The following is an 18,392-nucleotide window of genomic DNA, read 5'->3' on the forward strand; positions in this document are numbered from 1 at the left end:
GTATGGGACAGATGTATGGATCGGGAGTAGGGTGACCGCATGGGACACCGTGAGGATCTGCTCGAAGGCGCCAAGCGCTGCCTGCTGGAGAAGGGCTTCGTCCGCACGACGGCCCGCGACATCGTGAAGGAGTCGGGCACGAACCTGGCGTCCATCGGCTATCACTACGGCTCGAAGGACGCCCTGCTCGCCGAGGCGTACGTCGCGCTCATCGAGCCCATGGGCGACGGTTTCGAGGCCGCGGTCGGTGCGGCGGGCGCGCCGCGGGGCGGCGGCCTGGAGAGGTTCCGCGAGACGTGGGCGAACGTCATCCGGTCGATCCCCGAGGCGCGGGCGATCTGGATGCTGAGCCTGGAGGTCGTCACGCAGGGGGAACGGCTCGCTGGCGTTCGCGATCTGCTGGCCAAGGCGCAGGTGGAGGGGCGGCGCGGGCTCGCCGCGATGTTCACCGGAATCGCGGAGAGCGATCTGCCCGAGGACGTCGTGGACACCGAGGGGCGCTTCTATACGACGCTGCTCAACGGCCTGATGGTCCAGTGGCTGTTCGACGAGGCGTCGGCGACCGACGCCGAGCAGCTCACCGAGGGGCTGCGGCGGGTGATGGAGCGGGTGTCCGGGGCCGCCGACTGAGGCCGGCCCGCGGTGCGGACCGGCCTCAGGGCAGTGGTGGTTATGCGGTTACGACCACTTGATGCAGGCGGCGGGGATCCAGCCCGTCTTGCGGCTGAACTGGCTGCCGTACAGCCACTTGGTGCTGGTCTTGCCGCACAGCTTGTACTTCTGGCCCGTGTAGAACTTGCCGTCGTTGCAGAGGGTGCCCTTCTTGCCCTTGTTCCACTGGCTGACGGCGGTGGCCCCCACCTTCGCGTGGGTGCGCACCTTGACCGTCTCCTTGGCGGGGACGTTGGAGATGCGGCGGGAGCAGTCGGGCTTCGACGCGGCGACGGCGGTGCCGCTGGTGGCGACCGTGGTGCCGACGAGGGCGAGGGCGGAGAAGGCGACCGCGGGGGCCAACAGTCTGAACTTCATGAAGTGTTCGTTCTCCCGTTTGTGGGGGGACGGATGTTCGGACGCCGAGAACCGTATCCCCCCGCGATCATGGCTGTGGTCGTTCGTTGCGCGGCGCTTACAGTCGTGACGACTTCAGGACCATGTGTAGGAGCAGGCGGTCCTCGCCGTCGTCCAAGTCCAGGGTCGTGAGCTGCTCCACGCGCGAGAGGCGGTAGTACAGCGTCTGGCGGTGGATGCCCAACTCGGCCGCCGCGCGGCCCGCCTGGCCCGCGCAGTCCAGGAACACCTCGGCGGTGCGGGCCAGTTCGCGGTGGGCGGGGGAGAGCAGGGCACGGGCCGCCGGGTCCTCGGCGGCCTCCGGGGGCAGGGACGTGAGCAGGCGGTAGGGGCCCACCTCCGACCACTGGGCCACCGGGGCGAAGCGGGGTTCGGCGCGGGCCGCGCGGGCCGCCGTCGATGCCTCCCACCAGGCGGCGCCGAGATCGTCGAGGCCGTGCCGGGCGCTCGCGATGCCCGCCGCCGCGTCTTTGGCCGTCTCCAGGAGCCGCGTCGCCGCCGACACCGCCGGGGTGGTCACGTCCGCCGAGCGCAGCCGGACCAGGACCGCGAGGCTCTGGCCCGCCGTGCCCCACGGCACCGTGCACAGGGCGGTGGCCCCCTGCACCGTACGGACCGAGGGGGCGGAGTCCGGGTCGGCTGAGGGCCAGGGGGCCACGCAGACCACCGCGTGCAGGCCCTCGCCGCGCGGGCCGAGCGCCGTCCGCAGATCGGCCACGGCCATGTCCCGCTGCCAGCCCCGCTCGGCGGTCAGGGCGGCACGGAACTCCCGGGTCAGATCGGCGCCGGCCTGCACCTCGTCGGCGAGCAGCGCTCCGATGCGGGCGGCGACCTCCATGGCGGCGGTCAGCTGGGCGTCCGTGGGTCCCGGATCGCCGTCGAGCAGCCATACGTACCCCAGGGCGAACCCCCGGTGCCGTACGGGAAGGCAGATCCGCCCGCGGTGCACGCCCGCCTCCGGGGTGGGCGGAATGCGGACCGGGGCCGTTGCCCGGGTGATGCCGAAGCTCTCGAACCACGTGCGGACCTCCGCCGTGGAGCGGCGCGTGAGGATCGAGCGGGTGCGCACCGGGTCGAGCGCCGTCGCGTCGAAGCCGGTGTCGCCGCCGCTGTCGTGCGCGCCGAAGGCGATCAGCTCGAAATCGCGGTTCTCCAGCGTCGCCGGAGCGCCGAGCAGGGCTGAGATCTCGTCGACGAGTTCCTGGTAATCACCTTTCACACTGTCCATTCTGACGTAGTTCGACCCCACCTTCAGACAGATGTCTGAGATCCAGGGCACGGATGCGTGACAGGTGTCGATGGCCCCGGATCGGAGGGATCCTTAAGTTTCACGGTGGTTCTCCGTGCCGTACCGGTTCGTTCTGCGTATCCAGGTATGGCCCCGTTTCTACTCCCCGTGGAGGTGCCCGTGCTGGGTCCCGTGATCCTCGCCGCGTCGCGCAGCGACCAGATGCGCCGATTCGTGTCGGCGGCGCCGGGCACCAAGCAGGTCGTGAGCCGCTTCATCGCCGGTGAGAGCGTGGACCAGGTCGTGCCGATCATCACGGACGCCGCCGACAAGGGCCTCGAGGTCACCCTCGACGTCGTCGGCGAGGACATCACCACGCCCGAGCAGGCCGCCGCCGCGCGCGACGCCTACCTGGAGCTCGTCGAGCGGCTGAAGGACCTCGGTCTCGGCGCGAAGGCCGAGATGTCCGTGAAGCTGTCGATGTTCGGCCAGGCGCTCGAAGGCGGCCACGAGCTGGCACTCGCCAACGTCCGCCCGGTGGTCGTCGCCGCCGCGGCGATCGGCACCACAGTCACCCTGGACGCCGAGGACCACACCACCCTCGACTCGATGTTCGTCATCCACGAGGAGCTGCGGAAGGACTTCCCGCAGACCGGCTGCGTCATCCAGTCGTACCTCTTCCGCACCGAGGACGACGCCCGCCGCCTGGCCGCCGCCGGCAGCCGCGTACGCATCGTGAAGGGCGCCTACAAGGAGCCCGCCGAGGTCGCGTACCAGGACAAGGCGGAGATCGACAAGGCGTACGTGCGGATCATGCGCATCCTGATGGAGGGCGACGGGTACCCGATGATCGGGTCCCACGACCCGCGCCTGATCTCCATCGCACAGGAGCTCGGGCGCCGTGCCGGGCGCAAACTGGACGAGTACGAGTTCCAGATGCTGTACGGCATCCGCAGCGACGAGCACCTGCGGCTCGCGGCCGAGGGCCACCGGATGCGCGTCTACACCGCCTACGGCACCGACTGGTACGGATACTTCATGCGCCGCCTCGCGGAGAAGCCGGCCAACCTGCTCTTCTTCGCCCGCTCCATCCTCACCAAGGGCTGAGCTCCCTTTCCCCCGACCCCCTCCAAGGAGATAGAGAACTCATGGACGCCGTCACCCAGGTCCCCGCGCCGGTCAACGAGCCGGTGCACGGCTACGCGCCCGGTTCGCCGGAGCGTGCCCGCCTCGAGACGAAGCTCAAGGAGCTCTCCGAGAACCCCATCGAGCTGCCGATGACCATCGGCGGCGTCAAGCGCCTCGGTGGCGGTGAGCCCTTCAAGGTCGTGCAGCCGCACAACCACCAGGCCGTCATCGGCACCGGCCGCGGCGCCACCAAGCAGGACGCGCAGGACGCCGTGGACGCCGCCCTCGCCGCCGCCCCGGCGTGGCGCGCGATGTCCTTCGACGACCGTGCCGCGATCATCCTGCGCGCCGCCGAGCTGCTCTCCACGACGTGGCGCGAGACCATGGCCGCCTCGACGATGCTCGGGCAGTCCAAGACCGCCCAGCAGGCCGAGATCGACACGCCCTGTGAGCTCGTCGACTTCTGGCGCTTCAACGTCAAGTACGCCCGTGACCTGCTCGCCGAGCAGCCCCCGGCGAACTCGACGGGCGTCTGGAACCGCCTGGACCACCGCCCGCTCGAGGGCTTCGTCTACGCGATCACCCCCTTCAACTTCACCGCCATCGCGGGCAACCTCCCCACCGCCCCGGCCCTGATGGGCAACGTGGTCGTGTGGAAGCCGTCCCCGACGCAGACGCACGCCGCCGTGCTGCTCATGCAGCTCCTGGAGGAGGCGGGCCTGCCCAAGGGCGTCATCAACCTGGTGACCGGTGACGGCATCGCCGTCTCCGAGGTGGCCCTGACCCACCGCGACCTGGCGGGCATCCACTTCACCGGCTCGACCCCGACCTTCCAGCACCTGTGGAAGACGGTCGGCGAGAACATCGCCAACTACCGCACGTACCCGCGCCTGGTCGGCGAGACGGGCGGCAAGGACTTCGTCGTCGCGCACCCGAGCGCCGACCGCGCCGTCCTCAAGACGGCCCTGACCCGTGGCTCCTTCGAGTTCCAGGGCCAGAAGTGCAGCGCCTCGTCGCGTGCGTACGTCCCCGCCTCGATCTGGAACTCCGGCTTCAAGGAGGAGTTCGCGGCCGAGGTCGACGGCATCAAGATGGGTGACGTCACCGATCTGTCGAACTTCATCGGCGCCGTCATCGACGAGCGTGCGTTCGCCAAGAACAAGGCGGCGATCGACCGTGCGGCGGCCGACCCGACCTGCACGATCGTCGCGGGCGGCACGTACGACGACTCGGTGGGCTACTTCGTGCGCCCGACCGTCGTCGAGTGCACCGACCCGGCCAACGAGGTCTTCACCACCGAGTACTTCGGCCCGTTCCTCGCGATCCACGTCTACGAGGACGACAAGTACGAGGAGATGCTGACCCAGATGGAGTCGGCGTCGGACTACGCGCTGACCGGTTCGGTCATCGCCGGTGACCGTGCGGCTGCCGCGTACACGATGGACAAGCTCCGCTACGCCGCGGGCAACTTCTACATCAACGACAAGTCGACCGGTGCGGTCGTCGGGCAGCAGCCCTTCGGCGGCGGGCGTGCCTCCGGCACGAACGACAAGGCCGGTGCCCCGCAGAACCTCCAGCGGTGGACGCTGACCCGTGCCATCAAGGAGACGCTGGTGTCTCCGACGGAGTACTCGTACCCGCACATGGGCTGACGCCCTCCAGGGCCCCTGGCCCTCCCTTGAACCCCGCCTCCGACCCGGGCCCCACCCCGGTCGGAGGCGGTGCTTTTTCACCGCACCGGTGCATCGAGGCGCCGGGCCAGGAAGTCGTCGATCAGGCCGGCGATCTGTGCCGCGTGGGTCTCCAGGGCGAAGTGACCGGCGGGCAGGAGGTGCACCTCGGCCTCCGGCAGATCGCGCAGGAAGGCGAGGGCGCCGTCCCGCACGAAGATCTCGTCGTGGGCGCCCCAGGCCGCGAGCAGCGGGACCCGGGAGGTGCGGAAGTACTCCTGGAAGGCGGGGTAAAGGCCGATGTTGCTGCCGTAGTCGCCGATCAGGGAGAGCTGGATCTCGTCCTGGCCCTCGCGCGCCATCAGCGCGGCGTCGTGCAGCCAGGCATCGGGGCTGACCAGGGTGGGGTCGGGAACGCCGTGCGTGTACTGCCACTTGATGCCTTCGGGGGAGCGGATCTCCCGGACGGGCGCGGCGGTCTTCTCGTTCGGGTCCGCGATGTACGCGAGGACGGGCGCCCAGGCCTCGGTGCCGAGGCCCTCCTCGTACGCGTTGCCGTTCTGCGTGACGATCGCGGTGACGCGCTCGGGGTGCGCGAGGGCCAGGCGCAGGCCGATGGGTGCGCCGTAGTCCTGGATGTAGAGCGCGAAGCGCGTCAGGCCCAATTCCTCGGTGAACTCCGCGGTGAGATCGGCGAGTTCGGCGAACGAGTACGTGAAGTCCCCCGCGGGCGGCGTGGCGGAGCGGCCGAAGCCGACGTGGTCGGGTGCGATGACGTGGTAGCGGTGGGACAGGAGCGGGATGAGGTCGCGGAACATGTGCGAGCTGGAGGGGAAGCCGTGCAGCAGCAGGAGGACGGGGGCGTCGGCGGGGCCGGCCTCGCGGTAGGCGATCTCGTGGCCCCGGACGGTGACGGAGCGGTGGTGGGTCCTGTTGCTCATGTCTAACCCCTCAACCTAGTTTTAGTGGTTGCTTCAGGGGTGAGTAGAGCACGGGCCGTTGTAACCGGTCAATGCCCTGTGAAGGGTTAGGTGGTTGAGTGCCGCGTGAGGGGTCAGGTGCTGCTCTGGCCGGCCGCAGCGGAGATGACCTCGTCCAGGACGTCCCTGGCCCGCAGCAGTTCCTCCACCATTCCGTCGATCCGGGCGCGCTCCACGGACAGCTCCTCCACCAGCCACGGCGTGGCCGTTTCCGAGGGGCCGCCGTCCTTGTCCCGCATGCAGGGGAGCAGCTGCACGATCTTCGCGCTGCACAGGCCCGCCGCGAACAGTTCCTGGATGTGCACGACGCGGTCGACCGCCGTGTCGGGGTAGTCGCGGTGGCCGCCCGGTGTGCGGTCCGCGTACAGCAGGCCCTGCTTCTCGTAGTAGCGCAGGGACCGCTCGCTCACAGCGGTACGCTTCGCCAGCTCGCCGATCCTCATGTCCCGCGTACCTCCGCACTTGAATCTGACACCGGTGTCAGCTTCTACCGTTCCGGCATGACGAACACCGAGCTCCTCACACCGTATTCCGCGCCCGCCTCTTACGGCCTGCGTCTGCCCAATCGCATCGTCATGGCCCCCATGAGCCGCCACCGGGCCGCGGACGACGGCACGCCGCTGCCGGTGGTCGCCGACCACTACGCCCAGCGCGCCTCCGCGGGCCTCATCGTCACCGAGGGCATCTGGCCCGCCAGCAGCGGCCAGAGCGACTGGCGGATCCCCGGGCTCCAGACCCCGGCCCACATCGCGGGCTGGCGCGCGGTGACCGAGGCGGTGCACGAGGCCGGCGGCCGGATCTACGCCCAGCTCATGCACGGGGGCCGCAAGGGCCACCCCCTGGCGCGGATCGACGGTGATCTCCCCGCGGGACCTTCCGCCGTGCTCGTCCCCGGCCGGGTGCACGTGAGCGGCGGGCGCAAGGCGGACCCGGTCGTTCCGCGCGCCATGACCGTCGACGAGATCCACGCCGCCGTGCGCGACCACGTCACCGCGGCGCGCAACGCCGTCGCCGCCGGCTTCGACGGAGTCGAACTGCACGGCGCCAACAGCTACCTGATCCACCAGTTCCTCGCCGACAACACCAACTTCCGCGACGACGAGTACGGCCGGAACTCGATCGCCGACCGCATCCGCTTCGCCGTCGAGGTGACCCGCGCCGTCGCCGACGCCATCGGCGCCGAGCGCCTGGGCCTGCGCCTCTCGCCGGGCAACCCGCAGTTCGGGATGGCCGAGGCCGACCCCGGCCCGGTCTACCGCGCGCTCCTGGACGAGATCGACGGCCTCGGGCTCGCCTACCTCCACCTCACCGACAACGACAGCTACCCGGCCCTCGCCGACCTGCGCCCCCACTGGCACGGCACGCTCATCGGCAACGTCGGCGAGAACGGCGACCCGACCACCCGCGAGGCCGGAGAGGCGGTACTCGCCGCGGGCCTGGCGGACCTCGTCTCGTACGGGCGGGCCTTCATCTCCAACCCCGACCTGCCGGAGCGGTTCGCGGCGGGCGCGCCGCTCCAGGAGATCGACGCGGCGCACCTCTACACCCACGGGGCCGAGGGGTACACCGACTACCCCTCGATGGAGCGTGAACTGGTCCTCGCTCAGACCTCCACCAGGACCTGATCAAGCGACTTCCGTACGAGATCGGGCACCCGGCAGTCCGCCGCCGGATAGCCCACCGGGATCACCGCGAACGCCTTCTCGTTCTCGGGGCGGCCGAGGACCTGCGACAGGAACCGCATCGGGCTCGGCGTGTGGATCAGCGCGGCGAGGCCCGACAGGTGCAGCGCGGACAGCAGCATTCCCACCGCGATGCCGACCGACTCGTCGACGTAGTAGTGCTTGTGCTTGGTGCCGTCGTCGCCGAGCCAGTAGCGCTGCTGGAAGACGACGACGAGCGCGGGCGCGTCCGTCAGGTGCGGCTTCACCTCGTCCGTGCCCAGGGGGCGCAGTGCCGCGAGCCACTCCTCGCCGAGGCGGCCGTCGTACGAGACCTGCTCCTCGTGCTCCGCGGCCTCGCGGATCCGGCGGCGCACCTCGGGGTCCTGGACGAGGACGAACGTCCAAGGCTGCTGGTGCGCGCCGGACGGCGCCGTCGCCGCGCACGCGATGGCGTCCCGCACGACCTGCGGCGGTACGGGGTCGGGGGCGAACTGCCGTACCGTACGCCGCTCCTGCATCCGCGTCCTCAACTCGGCCGCGTGCGCGAGGGATTCGGACTGGGGCATGCGCTCGGGGCGGTAGGGAACGGAGCGGTACGGCTCGCCGTGAATGGGGGTCCAGGGCCGTTCTGCGGTCTCGTCAGCCATGCTGACGAGTGTGCCCCGGTCAGCTCCATCCCGTCACGATCAATGAGAGCCCTGTCGTGAATCCGCCGCCGAGCAGGGCCAGATACAGGACGTAGAACCGCCGCAGCCGGTGCACGAGGAACCCGAAGGCGCCGAAGGCGAGGCCCACGGTGAGGGTGCGCGAGCCGCGGGAGAGCGCCGACTGCGCCAGCCATTCCTGCGGTGCGACGTCGGCGCGGCCCGCCTCGCGTGCGTACACCTTGAAGGGGATGCCGTTCCAGGGCTGGTGGCGGACGGCCGCCGCGCCTTCGGCGGCCAGTTCGGCGCGTACTTCCGCGCGCATCCGGTCCGTGGTCAGCGGGTGCGGCAACTGGACGCCTGAAGCGGCCAGTTGGAGTGCGAGCAGGCTGCCCGCGAGGCTTCCCGCGAGTGCCGTGACGGAGAGTTTCAGGGCCCGGCGCGGCACCGCCACGCAGGCGATCGCCAGGAACAGTTCCGGCATCAGGGGCCACCTCAGCGCCTCCGAGAAGGCCCAGGCGAAGGCCGCCGCGAGGCCCCAGCGGGAGCTGACGACAGCCGCGATCCGCTTGCGCGTGACGGAGTCCCTGAGCGGCTCCCGTGCCGTACGGCGATGCAGTTCGGCCACCGCGTCGCGCGCCGCCTCGGGGGCGGTGTCCGGGGGGAGCGGGGCTCCGACGCGGACCCGGACCAGGGTGGGGCGGAGCTTGCCGTGCTTGGGAAGCAGGCGGGCGGTGCCGTCGATGGCGACCGGGACGACGGGCACGCCCGCCTGCCGGGCCAGGACGAGCGCGCCCTTGTGGAAGGCGCCCAGTTCGCCCGCACGGGCGCGGGTGCCCTCGGGGAAGAGGGCGACGGCTCCGCCCGCGCGCAGGGCGTCCGCCCTCGACAGCAGGTCGTCCATGCCGCCGCCCGTGCGGCGTACGGGAAAGCCCGCGGCCAGGCGGCTGCAGATCCGCCTGCGCCAGGGGGAGGCGAACCAGTAGTCGGCTGCGGCGCCGATCGCGGGCGCGTGGCGGGCGTCCAGGGCGGCGAGCAGGGCCGCGGTGTCCGCGTGCGAGGAGTGGTTCGCCACGACCACGCAGCCGCCGCGCGGGAGCCGCCCGCGGCGTTCGACACCTCCGGTGAGGGTGAGCAGGGTCCACCAGAGGGCCCGGCGGAAGCGGGCCGCGCCCCGCTTCGGGCGCCGCTTGCCACCGGCTGCGCCCCGCTTCTGGCGCCGTCGGTCACCGGCTGCGCCGAGCTCGTCCTCGAACGCCGGACGGGCTGAATCCGTCGTACGGCCTGCATCCGTCGTACGGGCCGGGTAGTTCGTACGAACCCTCACAGCGTCACCACCATCGTCAGCAACAGCGCGACCAGCAGCGAATCGATCCGGTCGAGGAGGCCGCCGAACCCCGGCAGCCAACTGCCCGCGTCCTTCACGCCCGCCTCGCGCTTGACCATCGACTCCAGAAGATCCCCGATGACGCAGCCGACCAGCACCGCGGCCCACAGCACGGGGGAGAACGCGCCGACCGCGGCCAGCGCGGCGGCGGTCGCGGCGGCCGCGCCCACGACGCCCGCCAGGGTCTTGTTGGGGGAGAGCGGCGAGAGCGGCCGGGACAGAATCCCCCTGCGGCCGAGCGCCGTACCCCCGCACCACGCGCCCACGTCCCCGAACGCCACCGCGACGCCCACCGCCACGGCCGTGTCGCCGAGCAGGACGAGGCCGCTGAGGGAGACCGGGATCCAGAGCAGCCCGAAGACCGTCCGGCTCGCCCGGGTGAACCCCCGCGCAGTGTCCCCGGAGAAGAGGGCCACACCGGCGGCGGCGACGAGCAGCGCGCCCGCCGCGCGCAGATCGAGGGCGCCGGGCGCGCCCCAGGCGATGCCCGGCACCGCCACGGCGGCCACCCCGAGCACCGCCCGCTCGCCCTGCGGCAGGCCCGCCATCCGCGCGTACTCGCCCACGGCGATCACCCCGAGCCCCGCCGCGAGCGCGAACGCCCCCGCCCGGCCCAGGAAGAACGCCCCGAGGAAGAGCGGTGCCGCCAGCGCCCAGGTGCGCCACCGCTTGCGCAGCTCGGCCCGCATCCGCACCCGTGAGGGCAGCGCGGCGACGGCCACGCCACCGGCGCCGAGCACTCCGGCGACCACGGGCACGGCCCGCCCCGCGACCTCCCCCGCGATGAACGCGGCGCTCATCGGACGCCACCGGCAGCGGGTGCGGACGTCCCCAACTGCCGCCACAGGCGCGCGCATCGCAGCCCCGCGGTGAGCGCGGAGCCAGCGGCGATCACCGCGAGCACCGGTACGACCCACCCGGAAGCCGCCGCGAGGACCACCAGGGCGCAGCGCTCCGTCTTGCCGACCGGGCCCCCGTTCAAGCGGGGCGCGCCCGCAGCCGCGCCCGCGAGCGACACCCACGAGGGCAGCGTCGCCGCGAGGCCCGCCGTGGCCACCAGCCACAGCGGGGTCAGGGCCAGGAAGCCCGCGAGCATGACCAGGTCGGCGGCCCGGTCGCCCAGTTCGTTCAGGAGCGCGCCGCGCCGGGTCGTGCGGCCCGTGTCGCGGGCAAGGGCGCCGTCGAGGTTCGCGAAGGCGAGCCGGGCGGCCAGCAGCACGGCCACGGGGAGCGCCGCGATCGGCGTCGGCAGCCAGGCGAGCGCCGCCGCCGCGCCCGCGGCGCAGAGCACACCCGCCGCAGTGAGGGTGTCGGGCGACACCTCGCGGCGGGCGAGCGCGCCGCGTACGCCGGACAACCGGTCCGCGTACCAGGGCTTGAGAGCGTAGAGGCCGTTCATGGCACCGACTCTGCCGCCGTGCGGACACGGGCAAATCGGGGTGCGTACTCAGATATGGCCTGAGTACGGTGGATGGGTGACCACGTTGCGTACGGCCCATACCTGCGATCTCGACCCCGCCGAACTCCGGGCGGCCCGCGCTCTGATGGACGAGGCGTTCGACGGGGACTTCAGCGACCAGGACTGGGACCACGGCCTCGGCGGGATGCACGCGCTCGTGCACGACGAATCCGGCCTTCTCCTCGCGCACGGCTCCGTGGTCCAGCGCCGGCTCCTGCACAACGGCCGTTCGCTGCGCATCGGTTACGTCGAAGCGGTCGCCGTCCGCCCCGACCGGCAGCGGCAGGGTCTCGGCGGGCAGGTGATGGGCGCCCTGGAGCGGGTGATCGACCGGGCGTACGCCCTCGGCGCGCTCTCGGCGTCGGACGAGGGGCAGCGGCTCTACCTCGGGCGCGGCTGGCAGGAGTGGAAGGGCGCGGTCGGCACCCTCGGCCCGCAGGGCGTGGTCCACATGCCCGACGAGGAGCCCCCGCTCCTGTGGGGCGCCGACCTCGACCCGGTGCACGAACTCCTCATCGACTGGCGTGACGGGGACGTGTACTAGCCCGGGGGCTCAGTCCACGGCTCCCGCGGCCCGCACGATGATCTTGCCGAGGTTTTCGCCCCGCAGCATCCCCAGGAACGCGTCCACGATGCTGCCGAAGCCGTCGACCACGGTCTCGTCCAGCCCGATCCGGCCGCTCTGGAGATGCGGCACCACGAACGCGTTCAACTCCTCCTGCACCTGGTAGTGGTTGCGCACGAGGAAGCCCTCCATGCGCAGGCTCTTCTCGACGATGTCGGGGAGGTTGCGCAGGGTGTACGGCGTGCCGGTGCTGTTGTACTGGGCGATCGTGCCGATGCGCACGATCCGCCCGTACTCGCGCAGCGAGGAGATCGCGGCTTCGAGGTGCTCGCCGCCGACGTTGTCCATGTAGAGGTCGATCCCCTCGGGCGCCGCCTTCGCGAGCAGGTCGGCCGTGGGGCCCGCGTGGTAGTCGAACACCTCGTCGTAGCCGACGTGCTCCGTGAGGTACGCGGCCTTCGCGGCCGTGCCCGCGCTGCCGACGAGCCGCCCCGCGCCCATGAGCCGGGCAAGGCGCCCGGTGGCCGTGCCCACGCCGCCCGCCGCGGCCGAGACGAACAGGTCCTGTCCCTCGCGGAGTTCGGCGATGCGGGTGAGGCCGACATAGGCGGTCAGGCCCGTGCCGCCGAGGATGCTCAGGTGCGCGGAGAGCGGTACGCCGTCGAAGCGGGGGACGGCGCGTGCCTCGTCGGGGGTGACGACGGTGTGGGTGCGCCAGCCCTGCCGGTGGAAGACGATCTCGCCCTCGCGGAGCGCGGGGTCGCGGGACGCGATGACACGGCCGAGGGTGCGGCCCTCCAAGGGGGCGTTCAGCGCGAAGTCCCCGTCCATCATTTCGCGGTGGTAGGGGTCCACCGACCAGTACTGGTTCTCCACCAGGGCGGTGCCCGGCGCGGGCTGGGGCAGCGGGGATTCGACGAAGGCGAAGTGATCGGGGGTGGGGAAGCCGTGGGGGCGGGCGGTCTGGTGCACGGTGAGCGCGGTCTCGGTCATGGCGGAGACCGTACGGAGGAATGCGGGGGGCCGGGGAGAGGGTTGCGCTCATGGAACGGCCCGGACCATGAAGAGCCCTCATAGAAGCAGGTGGGACCCCTGATGACAGCAGCTCAAGCCGCTGCCCCTGTTTCCGCGGCCTCCGCCGCCACCGACCTCGCGCCCCACGAGCTCCGCATCCTCGTCGCCGTCGACCGGGAGCGGGGGTTCTCGGCGGCGGCCAAGGCGCTGGGGCTCACGCAGTCCGCGGTCTCGCACTCCATACGCGGGACGGAGCGCAAAGTCGGAGCGGTGCTCTTCGAGCGGGGCCGCAAGGGCGCGACGCCGACGGCGGCCGGTGCGACCGCCGCCGCCCACGCCCGCCGCGTCCTGCGGCTCCTGGACACCCTGGCCGCGGAGGCCCGCGGCGCCGGGCAGGGCACGGGTACGGTCGCGGGAGTGCTGCGCATCGCCGCCTTCCGCAGCGTGGCCCTGTATCTGCTGCCGCCCGTCCTGGAGCGGCTCACCGCCCGGCATCCCGGCATCGAGCCGGAGGTGCGCGTGGTCCGTGAGCTGGGTGCGGGCACCGCGGGGGAGGTCGCCGAGGGGCGTGCGGACGTGGGTATCGCGACGATCGGGGCGTCGTCGCCGGTGCCCGCCGGGCTCATCGGTGACGTACTGATCGAGGAGCCCTACTCGCTCGTGCATCCGGCCGGGCATCCCGATCCGCGCTCCCTGCCGTTGGTGGACTGGCACGAGAACTGCGGCTCCTACACGCGGGCGTGGTGGGCGGGGCAGGACTGGATCCCGAAGGCGACCGTCCTGACCGAGGACGACGGAGCGGTGCTCTCGATGGTGAGCAGGGGTCTCGGCATGGCGATCATGCCGGGGCTCTCGCTGAACGGAGCACCGGACGGAATCGAGATCACCGATCTCGGTCCGGAGCGCCCGTCGCGCTCGGTGGGCTATGTCACCACCCCTGAGCTGGCCTCCTCGGTCGCCGTACGCGCCCTGATCCGCGAGCTCAGAGCGGCTGGAGGAGGGGCCTGAGGAGAGGCCTGAAGGGGGCCCGGGGAGGGGCCTGAGGAGGGGCCGGGAGCGAAGGCCGTCTCAGATAGTAGGAAGTCCGAGTAATTGTGGAGACAGACGCTCCGTCCTCGCTTAGCTTTGTAGAAGCCGAACGTCTCGCTCGACCAAGCGAATGGCGGTCGTGAGCCGGAGCCCCGTGCAGGCAACCCCTGCTGCTCCCCGCTCGCCGCCCTACCGGCGTCTCGAAATACCCCCTTCCCTCAAGGAGTGGATCCCCCATGGCCGAGACGACCGCACGCCGAGTCCGCCACGCCTCCCGTACCAGCGATTCCGAGCGCAGGAAGGCCGCAGCCGCCCTCCAGCGAGCACTGGACCGCAGGGACAACGGCGGCGAGACGGGTCACTGACCCGCCCGCGCTTCCAGAGCCCCTCACCTGCGCAAACCGCTACTTTCCGCGTACCACCTCGAAGTGGTCCACGCGCTCACCGCTTTCGGCGAGCGCGGAGACCGACAGTTTCGGGTGCGCGCCGGCCGTCACCTCGACCGCGAGGAACGAGAAGCCGGTGTACCGCACCCGTGACCACTGAACGGTGTCCGGATCGTGCTGGCCCGCCTTGGTCCAGTGGAACGACGGGATCGAATCCCTGTCGTCGACATGGCCCTCGTAGCTGTCCTTCACGCCCGCCGGAAAATCGTAGAGGTCCTTGCCCGCGCCGCCCGCGGTGACGTACACGATGCCGTCGCGCGTCGGATCGGTCGACGCGCCGACCGGCACGGGCTTGCCGACCTCTCCGCCCTTGACCGCGTCGGTGCGTTCGTAGACGTGGTTGTGGCCGTTCACCACCAGGTCCACCTGGTGCATCGTGAACAGGTCGAGCCATGCGTCGCGCACCCCGCCGTCCGACGCGTGCCGCGCCGTCGAGTACATGCAGTGGTGGAAGAAGACCACCACGAAGTCGACGGCCTCGTCCGCGCGCAACTCGCCGAGGCGCTTGTCCAGCCAGGCGGTCTGCTTGCCGTCCGTGTAGCCCTTGTTGGCGGGGATCTCGTACGAGACGTCGTTCGCGTCGAGCGCGACGACACCGACATTGCCGTACGTGAAGGAGTAGACGCCCGGCGCGTTCCGCGGGTCGAAGCCGTTCTCCGGAAGCGACCAGCGGGCGGACTGGCCGCCGTAGCCGTTGGGCGAGTACCACGCCTCCATGTCGTGGTTGCCGGTCGTCACCATCCACGGGACCGACTTCGCCACGGACTCCGTCTGCGCCAGGAAGGTGTCCCACACCCGCGCGTCGTACGTGTCGGACTCCTTGCCGTGCCCGGTGGTGTCCGCGTAGCAGATGTCGCCCGCGTGCAGATGGAAGGACGGATCCTGGCCCAGGATCACCTGGTCGTTGGCGAGCGCGTGATAGCTCACGCCCTGGTCGCCGAAGGCCGTGAAGACGAACCTCTCCGCCCGCGCGGGGGCCGTGCGGAAGGTGCCGATCGTCGCCATCCGCCCCGGCGACGCCGGGTCGAAGCCGTCGTGGCCGACGCCGTAGTAGTACGTCGTGCCGGGCTGGAGCCCGTCGAGCGCCGCGTGCAGGTAGTACTGCTCGACCGCGGGCAGCTTCTTCGACAGGGACGGCGTGTGCAGGTCGCGCACCTCCGCCTCGATCTTCCGGCTCAGCTCCCAGGGCTTGAGCCCCACCCGCAGATAGGGGGACTTGACCGCGAACGGCACCTGCCAGGAGACCCGCATCTGCGTCTTCGGGTCGGCGCCGAACGCGAGATGCCGGGCGAAGGGTGCCACCAGCTTGCCGTCGACCTTCACGGGCGCGGGCGGCGCGGACGGCGCGGCGAACGGGCCCCGGGACGGCGCGCTCTCGCCGCGGGCGCTGCCCGAACTGCCGGCGAGCAGGCCGATGCCGCCGACCGTGCCTGCCGTGGCGAACGAACCGGCCAGGACTCTGCGGCGCGAGAGCTTCCCGCGGAGGTACTCGTGCTGCTCCGGCATGCTCATCTTCGCCGCGAGCTGCTCCGGGATGCCGACGTTGGGGGTGTCCATGGAAGGGAACTTCCCCGTGACCGACAACTACCGCCGGGCCTGAGGGTAAAGAGCGGGTGGCCATGTGATGACCCACCCGTGGCGTGACCAGGGGTGTCCGCATGCCGGACTCCGTGTGTCATCCCGTGGGACGAAGCGTAGGCTGCCCGCATGTCGGCAAGCTCTCGCATCCTCAATCTCGCAGTGATCCCCGGTGATGGAATCGGCCCGGAAGTCGTGGCCCAGGGGCTCAAGGTCCTCAACGCCGTCCTCCCGCAGGATGTGAAGCTGGAGACCAAGGAGTTCGACTTCGGCGCCAAGCGCTACCACGCCTCCGGTGAGACCCTCACCGACGCGGACGCCGAGGCCCTCAAGCAGTACGACGCGATCCTCCTCGGCGCGATCGGCGACCCCTCGGTCCCGTCCGGCGTCCTGGAGCGCGGCTTCCTGCTGAAGCTCCGCTTCCTCTTCGACCACCACGTCAACCTGCGGCCCTCGAAGCTGCTCCCGGGTGTCTCGACCCCCCTCAAGGGCCAGCCCGAGATCGACTTCATCGTCGTACGCGAAGGAACCGAAGGTCCGTACACGGGCAACGGCGGCTCCATCCGCACCGGTACCCCGCACGAGGTGGCCACCGAGGTCTCCGTCAACACCGCCTTCGGCGTGGAGCGCGTGGTCCGTGACGCCTTCGCCCGTGCGCAGGCCCGCCCGCGCAAGAAGCTGACCCTCGTCCACAAGAACAACGTCCTGGCGTACGCCGGGCACCTGTGGACGAACGTCTTCAACAAGGTGGCGAAGGAGTTCCCCGACGTCACCACCGACTACATCCACGTGGACGCGGCGACGATCTACCTCGTCACCGACCCCGCGCGGTTCGACGTGATCGTCACCGACAACCTCTTCGGCGACATCATCACCGACCTCGCCGCTGCCGTCTCCGGCGGCATCGGCGTCGCGGCGTCCGGCAACATCAACCCGGGCCGTGAGTTCCCCTCGATGTTCGAGCCCGTGCACGGCTCGGCGCCGGACATCGCGGGCCAGGGCAAGGCCGACCCGTCGGCCACCGTCCTGTCCGTCGCCCTGCTCCTGCGTCACCTCGGCCACGAGGACGAGGCCGCGCGCATCGAGGCCGCGGTCTCCGCGGACCTCGCGGAGCGCGGTGACACCGTCCGCACCACCGAGCAGATCGGCGACGCGCTCGCCCTGCGAGTAGCCGGCTGACCCGGCGGCTCACCCTTTTGACACAGAAGCCGCCGGGTCGGTCGACCACCCGGCGGCTTCTCGTATGCGGCTGCGGGTGCCACCATCGACCCCCGGGCCGCATTCACGCTGTTTCTTCCTCGGCGCCACGCGAGCGATAATCGAACGTGGGGCCGCGGAATGCAGGGTTACTCGGACGTCCTAGTACGAGAAGTACGGGCGTGAGCGCGGTCCGTCACCATCACACCGTGAAGGACTAGTACTCATGACGACGACGCCGACACCCTCGATCGAGCTCAAGCCCACCTCCTCCCCGCTGTCGAACGCGGAGCGCGAGGCGATCCTGGCCAACCCCGGGTTCGGCCGCCACTTCACCGATCACATGGTGACGATCAAGTGGACGGAGGGCCGCGGCTGGCACGACGGCCAGCTCGTGCCGTACGGCCCGCTCTCCCTCGACCCGGCGACCAACGTGCTGCACTACGCGCAGGAGATCTTCGAGGGCCTCAAGGCCTACCGCCGCCCCGACGGCTCGGTGGCCTCCTTCCGCCCCGAGGCCAACGCGGAGCGCTTCCAGCGTTCCGCGCGGCGCCTGGCCATGCCGGAGCTGCCGGTCGAGACGTTCATCGAGGCGTGCGACGCGCTGGTGAAGGCGGACAAGGCGTGGGTTCCGGCGCACGGCGGCGAGGAGTCGCTGTACCTGCGGCCGTTCATGATCGCCAGTGAGGTCGGGCTCGGCGTGAAGCCGGCCAACGAGTACCTCTTCATCGTCATCGCGTCGCCCGCGGGCGCGTACTTCCCCGGTGGCGTCAAGCCCGTCTCGATCTGGCTGTCGGAGGACCGCGTGCGCGCCGTCCCCGGCGGCGTGGGCGACGCCAAGACCGGTGGCAACTACGCGGCGTCCCTGCTCGCGCAGGCCGAGGCCGCGGAGAAGGGCTGCGACCAGGTCGCGTACCTGGACGCCGTGGAGCACAAGTGGGTCGAAGAGCTCGGCGGCATGAACCTGTACTTCGTGTACGGGGACAAGATCGTCACGCCGACCCTGACGGGCTCGCTCCTCGCCGGAATCACCCGTGACTCGCTGCTCACGGTCGCCCGTGACCTCGGCTACGAGTCGCAGGAGGCGCGGGTCTCGATCGACCAGTGGCAGGCGGACACCGCCGAGGGCACCCTGACGGAGGTCTTCGCCTGCGGCACCGCCGCGGTGATCACCCCGGTGGGCACGGTCAAGTGCCGCTCGGGCGAGTGGACCCAGAGCGGCGGCGAGCCGGGCCCGGTGACGATGAAGCTGCGCGAGGCGCTGCTCGACGTCCAGCGGGGGACGGCGGAGGACCGCCACGGCTGGATGCATGACCTCGGCTGAGGGCTTACGCG

19 protein-coding genes are annotated in these 18,392 nt (G+C 71.2%); 9 read left to right on the plus strand and 10 right to left on the minus strand.

Going from position 1 to position 18,392, the window contains the following annotated elements; translation table 11 throughout:
* The first annotated feature begins 39 nt into the window (after positions 1–39).
* Positions 40–630, plus strand: a complete 591-nt coding sequence (locus ACQKIP_RS10575; protein ID WP_365865767.1) for a TetR/AcrR family transcriptional regulator — start codon at positions 40–42, stop codon at positions 628–630.
* A 48-nt stretch (positions 631–678) separates the two neighbouring features.
* Here the strand turns inward: ACQKIP_RS10575 and ACQKIP_RS10580 are convergent, their stop codons facing one another.
* Together ACQKIP_RS10580 and ACQKIP_RS10585 are read right to left on the minus strand one after the other, a co-directional pair.
* On the minus strand, positions 679–1,029 hold the full coding sequence (locus tag ACQKIP_RS10580) for a hypothetical protein (protein WP_365865769.1): 351 nt from the start codon (positions 1,027–1,029) through the stop codon (positions 679–681).
* Positions 1,030–1,126: 97 nt separating this feature from the next.
* Positions 1,127–2,296: a PucR family transcriptional regulator gene (locus ACQKIP_RS10585; protein ID WP_365865771.1), complete on the minus strand. Its 1,170-nt coding sequence runs from the start codon at positions 2,294–2,296 to the stop codon at positions 1,127–1,129.
* Between the two features lie 180 nt (positions 2,297–2,476).
* On the opposite strand from ACQKIP_RS10585, the gene ACQKIP_RS10590 reads away from it, so the two are divergent.
* A complete protein-coding gene (locus tag ACQKIP_RS10590) occupies positions 2,477–3,403 on the plus strand; it encodes a proline dehydrogenase family protein (protein ID WP_365865773.1) in 927 nt (308 codons plus the stop codon).
* Positions 3,404–3,444: 41 nt separating this feature from the next.
* Positions 3,445–5,076, plus strand: a complete 1,632-nt coding sequence (gene pruA / locus ACQKIP_RS10595) for an L-glutamate gamma-semialdehyde dehydrogenase (protein ID WP_365865775.1) — start codon at positions 3,445–3,447, stop codon at positions 5,074–5,076.
* Between the two features lie 77 nt (positions 5,077–5,153).
* Here pruA and ACQKIP_RS10600 read toward each other — a convergent pair whose 3' ends face one another.
* Both ACQKIP_RS10600 and ACQKIP_RS10605 read right to left on the minus strand, forming a co-directional pair.
* Complete coding sequence (locus ACQKIP_RS10600; RefSeq protein WP_365865777.1) at positions 5,154–6,035, minus strand: alpha/beta fold hydrolase; 882 nt, start codon at positions 6,033–6,035, stop codon at positions 5,154–5,156.
* Positions 6,036–6,148: 113 nt separating this feature from the next.
* A complete protein-coding gene (locus ACQKIP_RS10605) occupies positions 6,149–6,517 on the minus strand; it encodes a MerR family transcriptional regulator (protein ID WP_365865779.1) in 369 nt (122 codons plus the stop codon).
* 57 nt (positions 6,518–6,574) lie between these two features.
* Between ACQKIP_RS10605 and ACQKIP_RS10610 the strand changes: the two genes are divergently transcribed.
* Positions 6,575–7,699 (plus strand): alkene reductase, encoded by a 1,125-nt coding sequence (locus ACQKIP_RS10610; protein ID WP_365865781.1) that lies wholly within the window; start codon positions 6,575–6,577, stop codon positions 7,697–7,699.
* On the opposite strand, the gene ACQKIP_RS10615 is transcribed toward ACQKIP_RS10610, so the two are convergent.
* Genes ACQKIP_RS10615 through ACQKIP_RS10630 form a run of 4 tightly spaced genes read right to left on the minus strand, consistent with a single transcriptional unit; the run spans position 7,678 to position 11,168 of the window.
* Positions 7,678–8,385 (minus strand): nitroreductase family protein, encoded by a 708-nt coding sequence (locus tag ACQKIP_RS10615; protein ID WP_365865783.1) that lies wholly within the window; start codon positions 8,383–8,385, stop codon positions 7,678–7,680. The genes ACQKIP_RS10610 and ACQKIP_RS10615 overlap by 22 nt on opposite strands.
* A gap of 19 nt (positions 8,386–8,404) precedes the next feature.
* Positions 8,405–9,709, minus strand: coding sequence for a lysophospholipid acyltransferase family protein (locus ACQKIP_RS10620; RefSeq protein ID WP_365865785.1), 1,305 nt, complete (start codon positions 9,707–9,709; stop codon positions 8,405–8,407).
* Positions 9,706–10,569: a phosphatidate cytidylyltransferase gene (locus tag ACQKIP_RS10625; RefSeq protein WP_365865787.1), complete on the minus strand. Its 864-nt coding sequence runs from the start codon at positions 10,567–10,569 to the stop codon at positions 9,706–9,708. Before ACQKIP_RS10625 ends, ACQKIP_RS10620 begins: the two co-directional genes overlap by 4 nt.
* Positions 10,566–11,168 (minus strand): CDP-alcohol phosphatidyltransferase family protein, encoded by a 603-nt coding sequence (locus ACQKIP_RS10630; RefSeq protein ID WP_365865789.1) that lies wholly within the window; start codon positions 11,166–11,168, stop codon positions 10,566–10,568. Before ACQKIP_RS10630 ends, ACQKIP_RS10625 begins: the two co-directional genes overlap by 4 nt.
* Here ACQKIP_RS10630 and ACQKIP_RS10635 point away from each other — a divergent pair.
* Positions 11,167–11,772 carry a GNAT family N-acetyltransferase gene (locus ACQKIP_RS10635; RefSeq protein WP_427742792.1) on the plus strand — a complete coding sequence of 202 codons (606 nt, stop codon included), beginning with the start codon at positions 11,167–11,169 and terminating at the stop codon, positions 11,770–11,772. The genes ACQKIP_RS10630 and ACQKIP_RS10635 overlap by 2 nt on opposite strands.
* 9 nt (positions 11,773–11,781) lie before the next feature.
* On the opposite strand, the gene ACQKIP_RS10640 is transcribed toward ACQKIP_RS10635, so the two are convergent.
* On the minus strand, positions 11,782–12,786 hold the full coding sequence (locus tag ACQKIP_RS10640) for an NADP-dependent oxidoreductase (RefSeq protein ID WP_365865792.1): 1,005 nt from the start codon (positions 12,784–12,786) through the stop codon (positions 11,782–11,784).
* Positions 12,787–12,888: 102 nt separating this feature from the next.
* Between ACQKIP_RS10640 and ACQKIP_RS10645 the strand changes: the two genes are divergently transcribed.
* Together ACQKIP_RS10645 and ACQKIP_RS10650 are read left to right on the plus strand one after the other, a co-directional pair.
* Positions 12,889–13,815: a LysR family transcriptional regulator gene (locus ACQKIP_RS10645; RefSeq protein ID WP_365865794.1), complete on the plus strand. Its 927-nt coding sequence runs from the start codon at positions 12,889–12,891 to the stop codon at positions 13,813–13,815.
* 257 nt (positions 13,816–14,072) lie between these two features.
* Entirely contained in the window at positions 14,073–14,201 is a 129-nt protein-coding gene (locus ACQKIP_RS10650; protein ID WP_361194286.1) for a hypothetical protein, read from the plus strand.
* Positions 14,202–14,240: 39 nt separating this feature from the next.
* Here ACQKIP_RS10650 and ACQKIP_RS10655 read toward each other — a convergent pair whose 3' ends face one another.
* Entirely contained in the window at positions 14,241–15,839 is a 1,599-nt protein-coding gene (locus ACQKIP_RS10655; RefSeq protein ID WP_365865796.1) for a purple acid phosphatase family protein, read from the minus strand.
* Between the two features lie 150 nt (positions 15,840–15,989).
* Here ACQKIP_RS10655 and ACQKIP_RS10660 point away from each other — a divergent pair, with 150 nt between their 5' ends.
* Positions 15,990–17,039 (plus strand): 3-isopropylmalate dehydrogenase, encoded by a 1,050-nt coding sequence (locus ACQKIP_RS10660; RefSeq protein WP_365865798.1) that lies wholly within the window; start codon positions 15,990–15,992, stop codon positions 17,037–17,039.
* 244 nt (positions 17,040–17,283) lie between these two features.
* Positions 17,284–18,381, plus strand: coding sequence for a branched-chain amino acid aminotransferase (locus tag ACQKIP_RS10665; RefSeq protein ID WP_365865799.1), 1,098 nt, complete (start codon positions 17,284–17,286; stop codon positions 18,379–18,381).
* The last annotated feature ends 11 nt before the right edge of the window (positions 18,382–18,392 follow it).

It is taken from the genome of Streptomyces sp. NPDC059900, assembly GCF_050270335.1.
Taxonomy (GTDB): domain Bacteria; phylum Actinomycetota; class Actinomycetes; order Streptomycetales; family Streptomycetaceae; genus Streptomyces.